This is a genomic window from Streptomyces sp. NPDC028907, assembly GCF_055564995.1.
Genome location: NZ_JBVHVE010000024.1, coordinates 52331 through 71508, shown reverse-complemented (window position 1 = coordinate 71508; position 19178 = coordinate 52331). Strand labels below are relative to the sequence as shown.

General features: G+C 70.1%; 18 protein-coding genes and 2 pseudogenes. 7 read left to right on the top strand and 13 right to left on the bottom strand.

Annotated features, from left to right (window positions below):
• Window positions 1-198 precede the first annotated feature (198 nt).
• On the top strand, window positions 199-1587 hold the full coding sequence (locus ACZ4UU_RS42640) for a glycoside hydrolase family 43 protein (RefSeq protein ID WP_471908816.1): 1389 nt from the start codon (window positions 199-201) through the stop codon (window positions 1585-1587).
• A 412-nt stretch (window positions 1588-1999) separates the two neighbouring features.
• Here ACZ4UU_RS42640 and ACZ4UU_RS42635 read toward each other — a convergent pair.
• Window positions 2000-2486 (bottom strand): annotated as a pseudogene (locus ACZ4UU_RS42635) (NF041680 family putative transposase); the annotation flags it as partial.
• Window positions 2487-2532: 46 nt separating this feature from the next.
• Here ACZ4UU_RS42635 and ACZ4UU_RS42630 point away from each other — a divergent pair.
• Window positions 2533-2876: pseudogene (locus ACZ4UU_RS42630) on the top strand (thioredoxin domain-containing protein); the annotation flags it as partial.
• Window positions 2877-3091: 215 nt separating this feature from the next.
• Window positions 3092-4138 (top strand): TerC/Alx family metal homeostasis membrane protein, encoded by a 1047-nt coding sequence (locus tag ACZ4UU_RS42625; RefSeq protein ID WP_471908815.1) that lies wholly within the window; start codon window positions 3092-3094, stop codon window positions 4136-4138.
• Window positions 4139-4999: 861 nt separating this feature from the next.
• On the opposite strand, the gene ACZ4UU_RS42620 is transcribed toward ACZ4UU_RS42625, so the two are convergent.
• The 3 genes from ACZ4UU_RS42620 to ACZ4UU_RS42610 all read right to left on the bottom strand — a co-directional run bounded on the left by ACZ4UU_RS42620 (window position 5000) and on the right by ACZ4UU_RS42610 (window position 6381).
• Window positions 5000-5155 (bottom strand): DUF6131 family protein, encoded by a 156-nt coding sequence (locus ACZ4UU_RS42620; RefSeq protein ID WP_471908814.1) that lies wholly within the window; start codon window positions 5153-5155, stop codon window positions 5000-5002.
• Between the two features lie 62 nt (window positions 5156-5217).
• Window positions 5218-5760 carry a hypothetical protein gene (locus tag ACZ4UU_RS42615; protein ID WP_471908813.1) on the bottom strand — a complete coding sequence of 181 codons (543 nt, stop codon included), beginning with the start codon at window positions 5758-5760 and terminating at the stop codon, window positions 5218-5220.
• 60 nt (window positions 5761-5820) lie between these two features.
• Window positions 5821-6381: a hypothetical protein gene (locus tag ACZ4UU_RS42610; RefSeq protein ID WP_471908812.1), complete on the bottom strand. Its 561-nt coding sequence runs from the start codon at window positions 6379-6381 to the stop codon at window positions 5821-5823.
• A 314-nt stretch (window positions 6382-6695) separates the two neighbouring features.
• Here ACZ4UU_RS42610 and ACZ4UU_RS42605 point away from each other — a divergent pair, with 314 nt between their 5' ends.
• On the top strand, window positions 6696-6899 hold the full coding sequence (locus tag ACZ4UU_RS42605) for a cold-shock protein (protein ID WP_055711351.1): 204 nt from the start codon (window positions 6696-6698) through the stop codon (window positions 6897-6899).
• Between the two features lie 916 nt (window positions 6900-7815).
• Window positions 7816-8724, top strand: coding sequence for a sigma-70 family RNA polymerase sigma factor (locus tag ACZ4UU_RS42600; protein ID WP_471908811.1), 909 nt, complete (start codon window positions 7816-7818; stop codon window positions 8722-8724).
• Here the strand turns inward: ACZ4UU_RS42600 and ACZ4UU_RS42595 are convergent.
• Complete coding sequence (locus ACZ4UU_RS42595; protein ID WP_471908810.1) at window positions 8715-9590, bottom strand: sigma-70 family RNA polymerase sigma factor family protein; 876 nt, start codon at window positions 9588-9590, stop codon at window positions 8715-8717. The two genes, ACZ4UU_RS42600 and ACZ4UU_RS42595, sit on opposite strands and share 10 nt — an antisense overlap.
• A gap of 338 nt (window positions 9591-9928) precedes the next feature.
• Here ACZ4UU_RS42595 and ACZ4UU_RS42590 point away from each other — a divergent pair, with 338 nt between their 5' ends.
• Window positions 9929-10186 (top strand): sigma factor-like helix-turn-helix DNA-binding protein, encoded by a 258-nt coding sequence (locus ACZ4UU_RS42590; protein ID WP_471908809.1) that lies wholly within the window; start codon window positions 9929-9931, stop codon window positions 10184-10186.
• Between the two features lie 54 nt (window positions 10187-10240).
• Here the strand turns inward: ACZ4UU_RS42590 and ACZ4UU_RS42585 are convergent, their stop codons facing one another.
• The 4 genes from ACZ4UU_RS42585 to ACZ4UU_RS42570 form a co-directional block, all read right to left on the bottom strand.
• A complete protein-coding gene (locus tag ACZ4UU_RS42585) occupies window positions 10241-10987 on the bottom strand; it encodes an SDR family oxidoreductase (RefSeq protein WP_471908808.1) in 747 nt (248 codons plus the stop codon).
• Window positions 10988-11087: 100 nt separating this feature from the next.
• Entirely contained in the window at window positions 11088-12788 is a 1701-nt protein-coding gene (locus tag ACZ4UU_RS42580) for an L-aspartate oxidase (protein WP_471908862.1), read from the bottom strand.
• A gap of 173 nt (window positions 12789-12961) precedes the next feature.
• Entirely contained in the window at window positions 12962-13459 is a 498-nt protein-coding gene (locus ACZ4UU_RS42575) for an Ohr family peroxiredoxin (protein WP_471908807.1), read from the bottom strand.
• Between the two features lie 133 nt (window positions 13460-13592).
• Window positions 13593-14489, bottom strand: a complete 897-nt coding sequence (locus ACZ4UU_RS42570; RefSeq protein ID WP_471908806.1) for an RNA polymerase sigma-70 factor — start codon at window positions 14487-14489, stop codon at window positions 13593-13595.
• A gap of 161 nt (window positions 14490-14650) precedes the next feature.
• Here ACZ4UU_RS42570 and ACZ4UU_RS42565 point away from each other — a divergent pair, with 161 nt between their 5' ends.
• Window positions 14651-15562 (top strand): UTP--glucose-1-phosphate uridylyltransferase, encoded by a 912-nt coding sequence (locus tag ACZ4UU_RS42565; RefSeq protein WP_471908805.1) that lies wholly within the window; start codon window positions 14651-14653, stop codon window positions 15560-15562.
• A 31-nt stretch (window positions 15563-15593) separates the two neighbouring features.
• Here the strand turns inward: ACZ4UU_RS42565 and ACZ4UU_RS42560 are convergent, their stop codons facing one another.
• Genes ACZ4UU_RS42560 through ACZ4UU_RS42545 form a run of 4 tightly spaced genes read right to left on the bottom strand, consistent with a single transcriptional unit; the run spans window position 15594 to window position 19167 of the window.
• A complete protein-coding gene (locus ACZ4UU_RS42560; protein ID WP_471908804.1) occupies window positions 15594-16544 on the bottom strand; it encodes a hypothetical protein in 951 nt (316 codons plus the stop codon).
• Window positions 16541-17026 (bottom strand): hypothetical protein, encoded by a 486-nt coding sequence (locus ACZ4UU_RS42555; RefSeq protein ID WP_471908803.1) that lies wholly within the window; start codon window positions 17024-17026, stop codon window positions 16541-16543. The genes ACZ4UU_RS42560 and ACZ4UU_RS42555 overlap by 4 nt, the downstream gene beginning before the upstream one ends.
• A gap of 3 nt (window positions 17027-17029) precedes the next feature.
• A complete protein-coding gene (locus ACZ4UU_RS42550; RefSeq protein ID WP_471908802.1) occupies window positions 17030-18256 on the bottom strand; it encodes a macrolide family glycosyltransferase in 1227 nt (408 codons plus the stop codon).
• Window positions 18253-19167, bottom strand: a complete 915-nt coding sequence (locus ACZ4UU_RS42545) for a patatin-like phospholipase family protein (protein WP_471908801.1) — start codon at window positions 19165-19167, stop codon at window positions 18253-18255. The genes ACZ4UU_RS42550 and ACZ4UU_RS42545 overlap by 4 nt, the downstream gene beginning before the upstream one ends.
• Between the last annotated feature and the right edge of the window lie 11 nt (window positions 19168-19178).

Below are 19178 nucleotides of genomic sequence, written 5' to 3'. Positions count from 1 at the left end.
GTAACCTCCAGGGGGCGGCTGCGGAACGGTTTCGCCCGGTGCGGCTCCCAGGTTCACCACAGGTTTCTCCCGGGTCCCGGTTCTCGCTGCGCAAACCATTGACGGGCTCGTGCCTCACCCCTACCTTCTGATCGAAGTTCCGAACTGCGTTCGACATTCCGAACACTATGTCGAGCGAACGCTGAGGGAGAACCGCCCGTGACCAGACGTCCCCACACCCCGTCCCGCCGCACCCTGCTGCGCGCGATGGCCGTCCTGCCCGCCTCGGCACTGGTCCTGGGCGAGGCCCCCGGCCTGCTCGGCACCGCGCTGGCGGCCGCACCGCCGAGCGGCTCGGCCACCCGCTACACCATCGTGCCGTTCCTGAACAGCAACGACGGGACCGTGAACGTCTACCAGTCGGACGACGCCACCGACTTCCGGCTGGCCAAGGCCTCCGCGTACACGCCGCCCAGCAACCGGATCCGCGACGCGAGCATCTTCAAGCACAGCAACGGCTACTACTACATCACCTACACGACGCACACCTGGCAGGACACCAGCACCACCATCGGCTTCGCGCGCAGCACCGACCTGGTCAACTGGACGTTCCTGTACGACTACACGGTCCCGATCGCCAACCTCTCCCGGGCCTGGGCGCCGGAGTTCTTCGTCGACAGCGACGGCAGCGTGAACGTCATCGTGTCCTGCTCGACCACCAACGACGAGTGGATCTTCACGCCGTATCTGCTGAAGGCGACGAACTCGTCGCTGACGGCGTGGAGTTCACCGGTGGCGCTGTCCGGCATCGGCGCCAACCACATCGACACCTTCATCGTGAAGATCGGCTCGACCTACCACGCCTTCACGAAGAACGAGACGACGAAGTACATCGAGTACGCGACGGCGTCGAACCTCGCCGGCCCCTACACGATCTCCCGCACCGGCGACTGGGCGGGCTGGGGCAGCTACCGCGAAGGTCCCGCGCTGGTCCAGCTCGACAACGGCGGCTGGCGGCTCTTCTTCGACGGCTACGGCGACGGCAACTACTACTACAGCGACAGCTACGACACCTTCGCCACCTGGTCGGCCCCGGCCGCCCTGCCCGCCGTCTCCGGCACGGCCCGTCACTTCACGGTCATCAAGGAGACCGTCTCGGGCGGCCCGGCCCTCGCGAGGAACGTCACCCGGTCCTTCCGGTCGGTCAACTACACCACCCGCCACTGGCAGGTGCAGTCCTCCCTGCTCAACCTCCCGGTGGTCACCAGCTCCAGCACGACCGCCGAGAAGCAGGCCGCCACCTTCACGGTCGTCGCCGGCCTCGCCGACGCGAACGGCTACTCCTTCCGTGACTCCTCCGGCAGGTATCTGCGCCACTGGGGCTTCCGGGCCCGCTTCGACACCAACGACGGCACGTCGACGTTCGCCAAGGACGCCACGTTCACAGCACGTACGGGCACGGCGAGCGGCTCGATCCGCTTCGAGTCGTACAACTACCCCGGCTACTACCTGCGGCACTACAACTACGAGCTGCGGGTGGAGCGGTCGAACGGGACCGATCTGTTCAGGCGGGACAGCTCGTTCACGCCAGTCACATCCTGGGCCTGAGCTGCACCCTTGCTGAGCTGGGCAATTGTGGTGTCGGTTGCGGAGCACTTCCGTCCACTTCCCACGAATTCCCAGGAGTTCCCGGCCCGGTGTGCACTGGTTGTGCACTGGGCCAAGGGGAAGGAGTCATCGGGTCTGGTCACGCCGGCGCCTGGTCGGACTGCGTTGGGTGCCAGCGGGTTCTTGGTCTCCTGGCGGTACACGAGCAGTACCAACGCTGAGGGAAAGGGGCCCGGCGTCGCCGGCGGAGTTGGCCGGTCGCCACATGCGGGGCAACCTCGTGCTGACCTGTCGCTGACTACAGGCGGCTGCCGCCGCGCAGACGGTCCGATAGTGAAGCGTGGCTTGGCGCGCCGATGTCGTGGGAAGGCGCCTCACGACGGTTGGACGCGGGCCATGGCGACCCTTGGTTTGGTCTGGGTCGGTTTCGTTCGGTGATGCTCTCGGGTCGTTCCACGGTCTTGCCCACGTCGTGGCGGGTGGCGGGCCGCCGGTTCTTCGGAGCGAGTGGCCTGCCCGGTCCGGGGTGAGCCGGCCGGGTTCGACGGGTTTCTCCCACGGCCGCCGCAAGTCGGCGGCTGCCCCGCGCAGAAGGCGGATCTGGGTGTGCGCGGCGATGATCAGCCAAGTCCAGCGCTCGCCGGCCTCGGGGGTGCGCGGCTTCGGACGGGTCCGTCCGAGTGTCTGTTTCATCAGCCTGAAGGGATGCTCGATGCCGAAGCTCCTCAGGAACGCGTGTCAGCGCACGTCGACGTCCTCGCTGTTCGGGCCGGTGGCGGATGACCGAGTCAGAGCGGGAGCGGGTCACCTCCGCCGAGCAGGCGGCCGACCTGGACGCGGATCAGCGCGCCTTCGATGATGGGGAGCTCGCCGGTGTGGTCGATCCATGCGGAGCGGGTGGCCTTGTGCGAGGCCTGTTTCGACTCATCGACAGCCTTCATCCTCATGATGCGCGCCTGGATCTTGCCGATGCTGCTGGTGCTCTGCGGCTCAGTCCTTGCGGCCGGGCTGATCGTCAGCGGGACCCCCGGCACAGCCGCAGTCCTCTTGCTGGTCTTGTGCTGCTCGCAGGCGTGAACTCGCCTCTGGTCTTCCCGAGGTCGATCGGCGCGCTGGAGGCACAGCACCGCAGCGCGGTCGACGGCCGGCCGGTCGTCTTCTGGCGGCCAGGCTGCAAATACTGCATCCGACCGCGCATCCGGCTGGGCCGTCGCGCCCGTCAGGTGCACTGGGTCGACATCTGGCGCGACCCGGTTGCCGGCGCAGCGGTGAGGGCGGCCAACGACGGCGCTAGCGAGCGCGACGCTGTTTTGGCGCAGCCTCCGTCCGGCGCACGGGCGGATGGAAGGCGGCAGCAGGCCCGCCCCCCAGTTCGGGGCTGTCCGCCCGCCGGACGGAGGGCCACATGCGTCCGGAACTTGGGCAGCACTGCGCGAGACAGCATCCTTGGGCATGCCTCAGACTCAAGAGAGGGAGCCCGTCGATCGCGCAAGGGGTCGGGCCCGTGCATGACGTGCCGTTTTGGCTGTGGATGGTGTTCGCCGCCACCGTGCTGGTGTCGTTGGCGGTGGATCTGCTCGCGCACCGGCAGGCTCACGTCATCGGTTTTCGGGAGGCCGCCGCCTGGAGCGCGGTCTGGGTGGGCCTGGCCGTGGTCTTCGGCGCCGTTGTCTTCCTTGTGGTCGGTACGACCGCCGGCGTGGAGTACACCACCGCCTGGATGCTGGAGAAGAGCCTGTCGGTCGACAATCTCTTCGTCTTCGCGCTGATCTTCGGCTACTTCAAGGTGCCCCGTGCCTACCAGCACCGTGTTCTCTTCCTCGGTGTCCTGGGCGCCTTGGTCTTCCGGGGCATCTTCCTTGCTGCCGGGGTGGCGGTGGTGAGCCGTTTCACCGCCGTCCTGTTCGTGTTCGCCGCCATCCTCTTCTACAGCACCTACAAGATCCTCAAGGAGGAGGACGACAGTTTCGACCCGGGCAAGAGCATTGCCGTCAAGCTGCTCCGCAAGGCCATCCCGGTGCGGGACGAGTACGTGGGCACCCACTTCTTCGTCAAGGAAGCCGGGAGACGGGTCGCCACACCGCTGCTCGCTGTCGTCGCTGCCATCGAGGCCGCCGACCTGGTCTTCGCCGTTGACAGCGTGCCTGCCGTCCTGGCCGTCAGCAGCGACGCCTTCATCGTCTACACCAGCAACGCCTTCGCCATCCTGGGACTGCGCGCTCTGTACTTCATGCTCGCCGGCCTGCTCGACCGCTTCCACTACCTCAGCAAGGGCCTGGCGCTCATCCTGTCGTTCATCGCCGTCAAGCTCATTCTCCAGGCCTCTCACAAAACGATCAGCACGGCCGTACCGGAGATCCCCTCGCCCGTCAGCCTCGTCGTCATCGCCGCCATCCTGACCGTCTCCATCGCACTCAGCGTGCTCCGCCCACCGCCAGAGGATGCCGAGACGTCACCCGTCGCGGACGCCGGCCGCTCCGCCGACTCCAATCCCGCCGGTGGTGCTGAGCCTGAGTCGTCCGATCCGCAGAGCAGAACCCCACCCTCCTAGATCGGGTGACCCATACCGGACGGCGTCGCCGCCAGTGGGCTTGAGAGGATTCACCAGCCCAAAATACTCCCAAAGGAACGCAAAACAGTCGTAAAATCCTGCTATGAAGGAGCGGAAACCTACAGAGGTCTCGCCGTCCAACCCCGGCCACGTCTGTCGCTCATGCAAGCAGCCGGTCGACACCGTTGTGGAGCGGCACAAGACCATGGGCGTGTATGTGCCGGTCTGGGTCGCGGGGCCCTGCCACAACCCTCAATGCCATCAGTACGTCGCCGAGGAATCCCCCATCCACTCAGTGCACGGAACCACCCGGCGGACTGAGCGGCCGGGGCGATAGGACCGCTGTGAGCCATTGAGCAGATGCCCTGCAAGCAAGGCCTTATGGCCAGCCCTCCGTCCGGCCGACAGCGCTAGCGGCGTTGCGCTCGTTGTGCGGGAGTGAAGGACGAGCTTGCGCCCGGCGGGGCCGGTGGCCGTCGCAATGCGCAGCCCTGCGAGGACGTTCCGGGCGGGTGAGGCGGGGACGCAGCACCCGCCTCTGGTGCCGTCGGCCCAGGCTCGGTGTCCAGTCGGGAGATCCTCATCCTGCGGGAACGCCGCCGGGTGAGTCGGCACCATGCTGCGCGGCGACAGCCTGGTGAACGGCTGAGCCCGCCGCGCTGTCGCCTTCTCCCGCAGCCCACCGCGAGATGCCCGCCACCGTTCATTTCGGCCTGTGATCATTGGGAGTACAGCCAGGGTCCGTCAGCAGAACGGCTTGCGGCGAAAAGCGTCTGTACGCACGCTGCAGCTCTCTGTCATGGCTGGCGCCGCCCGGTTCGGCGGGCGGCGCGTCGCCGAAGGCGTTGGTTCAGAGAGAAGTCACCAATAGTGGCGACGGCCGGCGACAGCGTGTCCCATGGAGCCCATGATCCACAGGACCGCGCCGATGACCGTGAGGATGATTCCGATTGTCCACAGGATCCCTATGCCGGTGATGATGCCGACAATCAGCAGGATGACGCCGATGAGAAGCATGACAGCCTCCGGCAGATCGGTGCGTCACACCGCCTGCGCGCTGCGCGGGCGGGTGGGTTGGGTCAGGTGACCAGTAGGCGGTTGAAGAACGAGCGGTAGTGGCGCAGCGCTTGGCGCAGGTCCTCGGTGTTCGCTTGTTCGCCGCGATTCCACTGCCCTTCCAGCTCCTGCTTGTGGTCGGCGAACGTGGTGGCCAGCTTTTGCATCACGTCGGCGACGAGGGCGTCGGCGGTGTGCACGGCGTCGCGTGGGTCGTCGACGAATTTGTTCTGCACCTGCTCCCAGCGTGTCCGGAAGCCTTCTTCGTCTTCCGGAGTGAGCAGCCGCGGCGCCTCGTCCTCCTCATCGCCGTCCTGGCCCGTGGCCTGGGACTGTTCGCTGGAGTCGGCCTCCACCATCTCGTCCCGGGTGCTCGAGCCCGCTACCGCGGCCTCGTCCTCGGCGCTCTGGCTCGGTGTGGGCGTGCTCTCGCCGGGAAACATGGGTGCGTCTTCGCTCGGAGTGCTCGCCGGACCGCCAGGTGCGATTCTGTCGCGAGGTTGGGCGATGTCATCGGTGGACAGACCGCTCGCGGCGGCGCTGTCTGGTGTGTCTTTGCTCTGCATTGTTCCTCCGCTTCCGGTGACCTGGGGCAGTTACCCGGACCGGCCGACCGGGTGGCTGTCTCAGGCCGGTGCTGTGCGGCGGGGCTCGCCGCCGTCGGCGAGAAGTTCGTCGAAGAGGGCCCGGTAGTGCACCATGGCGCCCCGCAGTTGTTCGGTGGTCGCTTCGTGCCGGGTGCTGAGCACGTCGACATCGTGGGCGGCCCGGTAGTGCTCGAGCGTGCGGCTGTGCTGAACCGAGAGGTCCTTGAGTTGTTGCTCGAAGTCCTGGGTCGGGTAGCCACGCTCGTGCATCAGATCAGTCACCAGGCGGTCGGCGTGGTGCACGGCATCTTCTGGCCGGTCCACGAACTCCTCCTGCACGCTGGTCCAGTCCCTGGTGTACCGATCTCTGACAGTGCCGTCCAGCGGCTTGATGTCCAACGAGTCATGCCGCTTCTCGCGGGACCTGAGCTCACGCTCGCCGGCCATACGGCTGTCGGAGTCCTCGATGGTGCGTTCATACTCCGGACCGAAGCGCTCGCGCAGCTTCCGGCGTCGCCGGATCAATGAGGCCGCTACGGCTACCACGACGATCAACACCGCGATGGGAATGATGATCGCCAGAAGTGTCCCTGTTGACATCGGCAGGCCCCCTAACATGCACTTTTAGGTCCATTTTTATGGAGTTGCCGCTTTTGTGGCGTTGAAACGATGTGGTCAGGAATCGCTGGGGCGTAACCGGCCGGAACAGGGGGTACTTCGGCAGCCTGCAGCCTTGCGGTCTTCGCGTCAGGGGTGCGGCCTCCCGAGTTCGGCGTCGCGTGCGAGCCGGGTGTGTCATCCGTCGGATAAGCGGAGTGGTTCGGGGTAGAACGGCTGTGGCTCGTGTGGTTGCAGGAGCTGGAGCATGCCCGGTAAGTGGGCTGTTCTCGCGCAAGAAACGAAGGATTGACGGCATGGCCAGTGGCACCGTGAAGTGGTTCAACGCTGAGAAGGGCTTTGGCTTCATTGAGCAGGATGGCGGGGGCCCGGACGTGTTCGCGCACTACTCCGAAATCAAGGGCAGCGGGTACCGCGAACTGACCGAGGGCGAGCACGTGACCTTCGATATCGGTCAGGGGCAGAAAGGACCGCAGGCGCAGAACATCGTTCGGGGCTGAGAGAAGGGGGCCCGTGCTGTGTACACCGGCACGGCCCCCGGGTGTCGTCTCAGTCAGCTTGCAGACGGCGGCGATCCGCGTTTCCTGCCCGGCTTGCCACGCCTGCACGGCGGTCGCCGCCTGCTCGAGCTGTTCCTTCTCCCGCAGCAGCTCTAGGGCCCCACCCGGTGCAAGGCCGTCTTCGTCCGCTCTCACTGCTGCCCGGTCGCCGTCGCGCTGGAACGCGCTCGTCGCTTCGGTCCGGGCGCGCCGAACCCGGTGGTCGGCAGATCGCATGCTGGGCCTCTGCCCGTGAGGCCGATCGGGTGCTGACGCAGCAGGCAGCGTCCCGGATCCGCCGCGCGTGGCCAGGTGCTGTCGGTAGCGGAGTAATTCGCGGAAGCACGAAGCTGTGGTGCGGTGCTGCCGGTGCGATGGTCTGTCTGGGCGGTTGGGCGAGCTGGCCGAAGGCTGGTTCGATGTGGCCTCTGGAGGGGGCAGTACGCCTCGGATGCGGTGGACATCCACACGTCCATCCCCGCACGCGCGGGGATGGTCCCAGTGGAACGAGATCCTCGGCGGTAGCAGTTATGTCCATGCCGGTGGCTTCCTGCGCGGCGTGTTCGCGGGCGTACTGCTGGGCTCGGCTGACGGAGAGGCCCGCGCTGAGCTGGGTACCGGCGGAGCCGAGCCGACGAAGTCACACCAAGGAGCGTCCAGGCCGACGCCTTTCGCTGGTTCTGCCGCTACCTGCGCTCACCGCACCCGGTCGAGAAGCGCATCGCGATCGGCTGCGCCAACTGACCGCCTGGGCCTGAGCGCCGGACCGGCCGCCGCGCGCCGGGTGACGCCGTTCTCGGCAACGCCTCCCTGTCACAGAACGGGGAGGCGTCCGGTCAAGGAGGTGGACGACCGGAGGAACGGAGACAGCGGGATCATGCATCTTGAGACGTCCCCCACGGAAAGCACCCTGGACGACGCCGTTTCTGTCTTCGTAGGGCTCCGTCGGCGGCTCTTCGGCATCGCGTACCGGGTGCTGGGGAGCGCGGTCGAGGCGGAGGACGTGGTGCAGGAAGTCTGGATGCGCTGGCAGAAGACCGACCGCTCGGTGGTGGTCAGCCCGGTGGCCTTCCTGTCGAGCACCACCACTCGGCTGGCCATCAACGTCGCCCAGTCCGCCCGGGTGCGCCGCGAGACCTACATCGGCCCGTGGCTGCCCGAGCCCGTCGACACCAGCAACGATCCCGAGGTGGGCGCCGAGAGGGCCGAGGCGCTGGAGCTCGCGCTGCTCCTCGTGCTGCAGAAGCTGAACCCCACCGAGCGGGCGGCGTACGTCCTGAGGGAGGCGTTCGACTATGCCTACGCCGACATCGCGGACATCCTTCAGCTCAGCGTCGTCAACGTCCGCAAGATCGTGAGCCGGGCCCGCAGGCATCTCGCGGCCGACCAGCGGGAGACCGTGGACACGGTGGCGCACCGACAACTCCTCGACGCCTTCGTCTCCGCGGCGCGGAACGGGGACGTCGCCTCCCTGGAGTCGCTCTTGACGCCGGACGCCGTCAGCCTGTCGGACGGCAACGGCATCCGGGGCGCCGCGCGCGTCCCGGTGCTCGGCCGTACGCGGGTGGCGAACCTCGCGACCGCCACACGGCGGTTCTGGAGTGGCGCGGACGTCCGCCGTGTCGAGGCCAACGGGCGCGGCGGAGTGCTGCTCTACCGGGACGGTTCGCCGGCGACGTTCATGACGTTGGCCGCCTCGCCGGCCGGGATTCACCAGCTGATGTGGGTGTTCAACCCGAGCAAGATCGCCGCGTTCCTCGGCTCGGGCTCCCGTGCTCAGGGCTGAGCGGGGCCGGGGATGTTCCAGACGCGTAGCTTGTCGGGGTTGAGGGTGACCCAGACCTGTACGACGTGCGGACCGGCGACGTCGAGGCTGACGACCGCGGCGACCTGACGGCCGTAGCGCACCACGAGCCCGGTCCGGCCGTTGACGGGATGGGTGTCCAAGGTGGTCCGCGGATGCCGGGCCAGCAGGGTCAGCAGGCTGCGGGCCACCCGGATGTCGCCGTGCACCGGCCTGATCAGCGCCCGCACCTTGCCGCCACCGTCGAAGAACGCCGTCGCGTCGGCCGCCAGGAGGGACGCCAGCAGCGCCTCGTCCTCCGTCACACAGGCCTGACGCACCGCGCGGGCCACCTCGTCGTGCCGCTCGGTCGGCGTCGGCCGCGCGCGCCGTGCCCGCAGACTGCGACGGGCCCGGTCGGCCAGCTCGCCGCACTGTGGCTCGGTCCGCCTGACGATGTCGGCGACCGCGGTCGGTGACATCCCGAACACGTCGCCCAGGACGAACGCCGCTCGCTCGGCCGGGGACAGCGAGTCCAGCGCGTCCAGCAGGACCGTGCTGATCTCCTCCGCCGGCAGGCCCCGCGGCACCTCGCCGCCGGTGCCCGCCTGTGCGGCCCGAGCACGGTCCCGACCCGGCAGGGCCAGCCGGGACAGACAGATGCCTCCCGCGGCCTTCGCCAGCCAGGACCGCGGCGCCGTCATCCGCGCCCGCTCCGCCTCCGGCAGCTCGAACCACCGCCGGTAGGCCTCGTCGACGACGCCCTCGGCCTCACGGCCGCTGCCCAGCATCCAGTACGCGACATCCAGCAGATGCCGCCGTTCTTCGAGCAGCTCCGCGATCGGCACCGCGTCGTCCGCACTCGCCATACCGCACCCTCCCTCTCCTGCAAGGGAGACCGGGCAGGCGCAAACATTGTGACGCGGCCCACGTCGGCCCCGCCACGCACCGGCCACGCGGACCACGGGGTCGCCTACGGCATCCCAGGGCGCGGTCGCCCGTCTCCCGGCGCGATGCTGGTTCGGGCCGCCTTTCAGGCCGCCGACCCACGGAGCGGAGGAGCCGGTCATGAACCCGTCGGCGCTGCTCAGGACGACAACCGTCCGGCTGGCCCTCAACCTCGTCCAGTCCGCCTGGAAAACGCCGCGAGTCCTGTGTCACTCCCTGGCTCCCGGAACCACCGGACCTCGCTACCACCGCGGAAGCGGTGGCCGAGCGGCACGACGCCGTCGAGCGGGCGGTCCGCCTGCTGATGGAGACGCTGACGCCGACCCAGCGTGCCGCGTACGTCCTGCGGGAGGGGTTCGGCTGCCCGTACGACCGGATCGCCGGGTTCCTGGGCATCGCGGTGGCCAACGCGAGGCAGCAGGTCTCCCGCGCCCAGGACCGTCTCACCGCGAACCGGCGCCGGCAGCCGGTGGACGCGGTCGCGCACCGACGGCTGTTTCTCTCGCCTTCTCACTGAGATCTGGTGTGGCCCCTGCCCGTCCCACGGGCAGGGGCCACATCTCAGCCCTTCTCACTGCTGCTGCGCGAGCCACTCCGACAGCTTGGTCTTCGCGATCTGCGCGTCCGGCCCCGGCAGGAGGGTGGTCTCCTGCAGCACGGCACCCGAGTACGGCGCCCGCGGGTCCGTGACGACCGTGCGCGGGTCGTCGCTGGCGGCCAGCGTCTCGCGGATGAGCTCGTCGAGCTGGAACACGTCGGGGCCCGCGACCTCCACCACGCCGCCCACCGGCGAGCCGACCGCGGTGCGGCCGACCGCCGCGGCCACGTCGTCGGAGTACATGGGCTGGATCTTCGCCGGGGCCAGCCGCACGGTGTCGCCGTCGGTGGAGATGTCCGCGATCCCCTTGATGAACTCGAAGAACTGGGTGGCGTGGACGATGGAGTAGGGCATGCCGGACTCCTTGATCAGGTCCTCCTGGGCCTGCTTGGCCCGGAAGTACCCGCTCTCCTGGAGGCGGTCGGTGCCGACCACGGACAGCGCCACATGGTGTGTCACCCCGGCCTCGGCCTCCGCCTTGAGGAGGTTCGTCGTGGAGGTCCGGAAGAAGTTCATGACGGCGTCGTCCTCCCACGAGGGCGAGTTGGACACGTCGACCACGACCGACGCGCCCTCAAGGACCTCGGCGAGACCTTCGCCCGTCAGGGTGTTGACACCGGTGTTGGGCGCGGCCGCGACCGCCTCGTGCCCGTGCTCTTCGAGCTTGCCGACCAGCTTCGAGCCGATGAGCCCGGTTCCACCGATCACTACGATCTTCATGACGGATTCCTCTCGGAGAAAGATTCGGTTCGGAGACAGATTCGGTCCGCACCAGGAGAGACCGGACAGGGGCTCCGCCTGTGACAGGTGCCCGGCGGGGCTATTCGACGAGTTTTCCTTCGGTCGAGATGTCCGCCATCAGCGCGGAGATCTCGTCCGGAACTTCCGGGATGCTCTCGCGGGTGACACCGGTGGTCGGGGACCACACGAGATTCACGCGCAGAGCGGGATCCGGTTCCGGGTGGTCGCTGCGGTTGTGGCAGCCGCGGGTCTCGCGGCGCTCCAGAGCCGATTCGAGGGTGGCCCGGGCCGCCAGCGCCGCGGACTTCAGGTCGAAGGCGTGCGCGAGGTCCTGGAATCCGGCGATGTCCGGGTGGACGCCGACGTCCGCCATCCGCTTCTCGATCACCGCGAGCTCCGCCAGCCCCGCGCGCAGGCCCTCCTCGTCCCGTACGACGCCGACGTGCTCGGTCATGGTGTTGCGGATGGCGCGCTGCAGGGCGCGGACGTTCTCCGGCCCGTCCGCCGCGAGCAGGTCGTCGATCTCGGCGCGGGCCTCGGCGACGGCCGCCGCCGAGCGGTGCTGCGCGGTCAGGGACCGCGAGTAGGCGGCGGCCGCCCGCCCGGTGATACGGCCGAAGACCAGCAGCTCGATGAGGCTGTTCCCGCCGAGGCGGTTGGCCCCGTGCAGCCCGCTCGACGCCTCCCCGATCGCGTACAGCCCTCGAACATCGGTGCTGTGGTCCTCGGGACGCACCCACACACCGCCCATCGAGTAGTGCGCGGTGGGTGCGATCTCGATCGGGTCGCGGGTGATGTCCAGCATCTGCAGGTCGAGCATCGTCTGGTAGACGCGGGGCAGCCGGTTCATGATCGTCTGACGGGGCAGATGCGAGACGTCGAGCCACACGCCGCCCTTGGGCGTGCCACGGCCCTCCTTGATCTCCGTGTAGGAGGCCAGGGCCACCCGGTCACGGGTCGACAGCTCCATGCGATCGGGGTCGTAGCGGGCCATGAACCGTTCCCCGAGGGCGTTGCGCAGGATTCCGCCCTCGCCCCGGGCCGCCTCGCTGACCAGCGTGCCGGCCGCGTTCTCCGGCTCGATGATCCCCGACGGGTGGAACTGGACCAGCTCGGCGTCCCGCAGCCGGGCGCCGGCCTCCACCGCCAGCCGGAAGGAGTCACCGGTGTTCTCGTCGCGCCGCGAGGAGGTGCGCCGCCAGATCCGCGTGTGGCCGCCCGCGGCCAGGATGACCGCGTCCGCGTGGATCAGATACCGCCGCCCGCTCGCGAGGTCGAAGCCGTACGCCCCGAAGACCGCGCCGTCGTGCACCAGCAGCCGGGTGATGTAGACCCCGTCGAGCACGGGGATGTCGAGCTGCCGGGCGCGCCTGATGAGCGTGCGCTGGATCTCCAGACCGGTGTAGTCGCCGGCGAAGGCGGTCCGCCGGAATTTGTGCGCGCCGAAGAACCGCTGGGAGATACGGCCGTCCTCCTCGCGCGCGAAGGCCATGCCGTAGCGCTCCAGGTCGTCGATGCCCCGGGCGGCGCCCTGGGTGACGATCTCCACGGTGCGTGGGTCGGCGAGCAGATAGCTCTCCTTGATCGTGTCCGCCGCGTGCTGCTGCCAGCTGTCCTCGGGGTCCATCGTGGCCAGCGCCGCGTTGATGCCGCCGGCGGCCAGCGCCGTGTGGGCGTCCTCCTTGGGGCGTTTGCCGACCGCGAGGACGTCGACACCGGCCTCGGCCAGCTCGATGGCCGCGCGCAGACCGGCACCTCCGGTGCCGATCACCAGCACCATGGTGGACAGACGTTGTTCGGTGAGAGCCACGGTGTACTCCGATCACGGGGTTGTCACCGAGTACGACCGGTTGACCGCCGGATCTGTGACAACGTCCGTCGCCGACGCACGCACCACGCGCCTTCTCATCCTGCGGTACGCCCGGCGTCGGCGCAGGCGGGACGGGGGCGCGGTCAGGTCGCCAGCGTGATCGTCGTCGGGGTCCCCCGCCATGCCATCCGCGCGTACGGGCACAGCGCATCGGCCTGCTCCAGGAGCGGGGCGGCGATCTCCGGGTCGATGTCCGGCCACCTGACCACCAGGTCGATGTGCAGCAGGTAGCCGCCGTCCTCGGGATCCCGGCCGAAGGCCACGGTCGCCGCCACACGGATCGGGGCGGGGTCGAGTTCCTCCTGCCGTGCCACCAGGCTCAGAGCGCCGTGGAAGCAGGCGGCGAAGCCGGCCGCGAACAGCTGCTCGGGGTTGGTCCCCCGGCCGTCCCCACCCAGTTCGGCGGGCATGCGGAGGTCGATGTCGAGGACGCCGTCGGCCGAGCGCGCCCGCCCCGAGGCCCGCCCGTGACCCGCCGGTCCGCCGCTCACCGTGACCGTGGTGGTGTAGATGGGGGCGAAGGCCTCGCCGACGTAGTCCTTCTCGGTGGACAGGTCGGGAAGCCCGAACGGCTCGCTCATGGTCGATGCACCTCGCCGCGTAGGGGAGTCCCCGGGCCGGGACAGCTGGTTGACCGACAAGTCACCCGCTTTGTGACAGCCGCTACGCCCGACGAGCGGGGTGCGCGACCGGCTCGCCGACGGTCGGGTGGACTCAGTCGGTCAGCGACTCCACGTACGGAGCCAGCTTGTCCGGATTCATGACCCACATGATGCGTTCGATGCCCCGGACCGAGACGTCGACGCAGAGCAGGGCCACCGGGCTGCCCCCGGCCGTGACGAGGACGGCGGGCCGGCCGTTGGCCTCGACCCAGCGGACCTCGGTCGCAGGCCAGAACCGCGGGGCGAAGGCGGCGAGGTACTTGGACACACGTGGCAGCCCGACCACCGGGATCCTGGACGCCCCGCGCATCCCGCCGCCGTCGGTGTAGCTGACCACGTCGTCCGCGAGGACACCCTCCAGCACCGACAGGCTGCCGGTCCGGGCGGCGTCCAGGAACACCTCCAGCAGACGCCGGTGAACGCCGTCGCCGACCGGCTGCCTTCGCTCCGCCGCCAGATGCTTGCGGGCGCGGGTCACCAACTGGCGGGTATGGGCCTCGTTCGTCTCCAGGATGTCCGCGATCCGCTTGTACGGGTAGTCGAAGGCCTCCCGCAGCACGTAGGCGGCCCGTTCCACGGGGTTGAGCTTCTCGAGGAGCAGGAGCACCGCCAGGTCCAGCGCCTCGGCCCGTTCGGCGCCCAGCTGCGGATCGGCACGGGTGTCGACCGGCTCCGGCAGCCAGGGACCGGTGTACGACTCGCGCCGCATCCTGGCGGACTGGGCGAGGTTGATCGCCAGACGGGAGGTGACGGTCGCCAGGAACGCGGCCGGCTCCTTGATCCCGGCGCGGTCGGTTCTCTGCCACCGCACCCACGCCTCCTGGACGATGTCCTCGGCCTCCACCGCACTGCCGAGGATCCGGTACGCGATGCCGAACAGCTGAGGGCGCGCCGCCATGAACTGCTCCGCCGCCCGGTCGAGGGAACCCGTGTCGTCCTCGGCACGCATGAATGTCCTCCAGCTCTGAACGACCAGGCTACAAGCGGGCGTGGTGGGGCGCCGCCACAGGGCGCCGCGACCGCCCGGCAGACCCCGTTCGCAGGCGTTGGTAGCGTCGACCCTGCGCCGTGGCCGTCGGCGCGGTGTGACCCCCGACCGAGAGAGATCTGATGTCCCCGACCATTCGCAGGGCCGTGATTCCCGCCGCCGGGCTCGGCTCCCGGCTGCTGCCGCTGACGAAGGCGACGCCGAAGGAGATGCTGCCGGTCGGTGACAAGCCGGTCATCGAGCACACCGTGCGGGAGCTGGTGGACTCCGGCATCACCGACATCACCATCGTGGTCTCCGGCGGCAAGAGCCTCATCCAGGACCACTTCCGGCCCAACCCCGCCCTCGTCGACCAGCTGCGCGCCGACGGCAAGACGGCCTACGCCGACGCCGTGGAGGAGGTCGCGGAACTGGCCCGACAGGGCCACATCACCTACCTCGACCAGTACGGCCCGTACGGCAACGGCACCCCCGTGCTGAACGCCGCCCGCTCCTTCGGCGACGAGCCGGTCCTGGTGCTGTGGCCCGACGACGTCTTCGTGGCCGAGGTCCCGCGCGCCCAGCAGCTGATCCGCGCCTACGAGCAGACCGGCTGCCCGGTACTGGCCCTGCTGCCGATGGACCCCACCGAGTCCCAGCGCTACGGCGTGCCCATCGTCAAGGAGGACCTCGGGGACGGCCAGCTGCGGATCACCGGTCTGGTCGAGAAGCCCGAGCCCGCCGCCGCCCCGTCGGCGTACGCGGCCATCGGCGGCTATGTCGTCACCCCCGGCATCATCGACGAACTGCGCGAGCAGACCCGCCGCTGGTACGAGCACCGCACCGGCGAGGTCTACCTGACCGACGCCATCAACGCCTACGCCGCCACCCGCGCCGTGTACGGGCAGGTCATCAAGGGCCGCTGGTACGACACCGGCAACCCGGCCGACTACCTGGTCGCCCAGATGGCGTCCGCCCTCGCCCACCCGGAGTACGGCCCGCTGCTGCGCGGCCTGGTCGCCGGCCTCGACGACGACCGGGCCGCGACCTCGTAGCGTCGCAGCGACCTCGTAACGCACCGTGCCCTCACGGCGCCGGGTGGTCGGTGGCCGGGGCGGTCGCGGTCGCCCCGTGCCGCCGGGCGCGGATCAGCGTGATCACGGTGTCGGTCGTGCGGTCGAGGTGGCTGCGGCCGTCCGGCAGCCGTTCCTCAGGGCTGATGTAGCTGCGCGGGCCCAGATGGGTGGCCGGGTCCAGCCGGTGCACGGTGATCTTCCCGGCGCGGCGGGCCCGGTTCCATCCGCTGCGGCGCAGCAGCCGCCAGCGCTGCGGGAAGATCCAGGTGCCGACCCGTTCGATCCGGTCGTACGCGCTGGTGAGCTGGTGCACCTGCTCGGCATGGGTGAGGTCGTTGGCTCCGTTGTGGAACCCGCCGAGCGTGATCACCACGACCGGGCAGCGCAACCGGGTGTGCAGTTCGTCCACCGCTCCCGTGGCGACCTGGGCGCCGCCGCTGTAGCTGAGCAGCACCACCAGGATGCCGCTGTCGGGCCGGTAGCCGGCCAGCTCCAGCTGGGCGGCGATCTGGGAGCCGACGGCCCGGTTGTACAGGGGGCGGTAGCGGTGGTCGGCGGCCACGAAGATCTGCATGACGTTGTGCAGGAACAGCAGCAGCCCGATGTGCCGGCGCAGCCACGCCCACACCGGACGGTCCGCGAGCGGGTCGGCCAGCGGCGAGTAGGGCTGCACCTGTCCCAGCACCCGCAGCTCCGGCGCCCCGGCGATCACGGCCTTCACCAGCTGGCCGCCGTCCCGGGTGTCCCGGACCCGGCGCTTGCCGATGCCGTCGAGATAGACCAGGTAGGCGCCCGGGGGACGGTCGGCGGCCGCGCCCCGGGCGTAGGGCACGCCCTCGGGGAGCGCGGTGGTGGGGGACCGGAAGCCGGCGCTGTAGGCCAGCACCTCGTAGCGGGCCAGCAGACCCTCGGCGAGCAGGACCGGCCCGAGCACACAGGCCCAGAACAGGAAGTCGTTCATGCGATCGGCTCCGGCCTTCGGGGCGCGCTGATCCTGACGACCAGACGCCGAACGGCTCCTACGGTGACCCCGAGCCCGACCCCGGCCACGGCCACGCAGCAGGCGGCGCCCCACCAGCCGAGTTCGGTCGCGTCCGCCAGCGGCCCGGCCAGACCCGCCCCGACCCCGACGAAGAGCAGCAGATGCAGCAGCGGCCCGAGCAGCGGGAACGCGAGGACGGCGGCGAGCATCAGCGGTGCGACCAGACCCGGCGTCCACTCCAGCCCGTCGCCCGGCGGTGCCGAGGCCACCAGGAGCTCGGCCAGGGTCCACGCGGTCAGCGGCCACAGGGCCAGTACGGCGGCCTCGACGAGGCCTGCGGCCAGCAGCAGTCCGGGCACGAGCCGCCGTGACATGCCGGGGCGGCGCGCCAGCAGCGGCAGGATGCGCCCGGCGGCCTCCGACAGCCCGGCGAACAGCAGCAGGACCACGACGAGTGACATGGCTCAGCCCCGCTGCGACGGATCGACGGCGGCCACCGCCGGACCGGCCTGGTGGGCGGCCCGCACGTACTGTTCGAGCTCGTCGGCGGCCCGCCGGTACCCGCCCGCCTCGTGCTGGGCGGCCCGCAGGGCGGCGGCGGCCGTCCGGAACCCGGGCTCGTGCAGCAGACGCCGGGCGAGGGCACGTACGGAGCCTTTCGCGACGTCCCCGGTGCCGAGGGACAGGCCGGCGCCGAGCTCGACGACGCGGGCGGCGGTCATCGGCTGGTCGGCGCCCTGCGGGACCACCAGCATCGGGACGCCCGCGTACATCGCCTCGTTCACGCTGTTCATCCCGCCGTGGGTGACGAACAGCGCGGCGCGGGGCAGCACTTCGAGCTGCGGCACGAACCGCAGGGGCAGCACGTTCGCAGGCAACGGCCCCAGCGCGTCCGGGTCGGTCTGCCCGGTCGAGACGATCACGGTGCCGCCCAGCGGGGCGAGCGCGCTCGCGAACGTCCGCAGCAGCTTCGGGCCGGCGCCGAACACCGTGCCCAACGAGGCGTACAGCACCGGGTCGTGGAGCCGGTCCGCCTCGAACGACGGGTCGGCCGGACGGGAGCCGATGCTCGGGCCGACGAAACGGTAGGACGCGTCGAAGTCCTCGACGGCCGGCTGGAACGCCCGTGAGGTGTAGACCAGATTGAGGGGCTGGCGGATGTTCAGCAGGTCGACCAGGGGCAGGCCCCGCGCGTCGAAGCGCCGGTGCAGCTCCCGGCGGGAGCGGACGTATCCCCGTACGCTGCGCGGCTGGGCCCACGCCCCGGCCAGCAGGTCCCACGAGGCGCCGGTGGGGCTGGGGACGTGCCGGCCGAAGGCGAACGTGGTGAACGACGAGGCCGCCGGCACACCGAGTTCACGGGCGGCCACCGCGCCCCACGGACAGGAACTGTCGTGGATGATCAGGTCGGGCCGGTCCCGGCGCAGATCGTCGAGCACGGTCGGCAACAGCCGGACGGTGGTCGTCGCGAGCGACTCCAGCAGCGTGAGCGGAGTCGGCGGATCGGGGAGCGGCTGCTCGCCCCCGGGGTAGAGCCGTACGGTCGCGCCGGTGGCGGCGATCTCCGCCCGGAACGCGGGCGAGGTGTGGTACGTGACCCTGTGGCCGCGCCGGACGAGCTCGGCCACCACCGGCAGCGTCGGGTTGACGTGCCCGTGCATGCCGATGTTGAGGAACGCGATGGTACTCACAGGCCCGCCTCCAGTACGGAAGAAGAAGTCGACGTCCCGCCCGGCCCCGGGGGCGTCGCCGAAGGGCCGTCGACCCGGTACAGGCCCGGCCCGCCGACGCGCAGCCCGTCCAGGAAGCGCCCGGCCGTCCGGGAGGCGGTGCTGATCAGCCGCTGGGAATGGCCGAAGTCCCACGGCGCGGGCCAGGCGTCGATGCCGGTGGGGAGCACCACCGTCGGGATGTGCCGGGCCACCTCGTGCAGGTCCCGCTCGATCTGATGGCGCAGCAACAGCATTCCGGCCCGGGCGGCGATCGCGCCGGCACTGCGGCGCGGACCGCGGGGCCGGGGCGGCGAGTTCTCCGGCCCGCTCGACACCACCACCACGCTCGCCGCACCGGCCCCCAGGGCGGCCAGCACCGGTACGTACGCGATCACTCCGCCGTCGACGAGGGTGCGTCCCGCACGGTCCACCGGGGGCAGCATCCCGGGGATGGCCGCGCTGGCCAGCAGCGCCGACTCCAGGTCGCCGTGGTCGAGGTGGGCCGCGGCGCCGGTGTCCAGGTCCATGGCCACCGCGGTGAACGGCACCGCCAACTCCTCGATCCGCGAAGGCAGTTCGGCCCGGGCGATCAGTCGGCGCAGTCCGCGGTCGGTGAAGACGCTGGCCCGTGCGGTCAGGTGGCCGAGCGGGTACACCTCGCGACGGCGCAGCTGGGTCCACACATGGTCCAGCCACGGGGCGGCCCGGTCGGGGTGGGCGGCCGCGATGGCGCCGTTGAGGGCACCCACCGAGGTTCCGATGATCAAGTCCGGTCTGAATCCGCGCTCTTCCAGCGCGTATCCGACGCCCACGTGCGCCGCTCCGACCACCCCACCGGCGCCCACCACGACGGCGACGGGACGGGGGAGGGCGTGCAACCCTGTCGCCATGTCCCACCTGC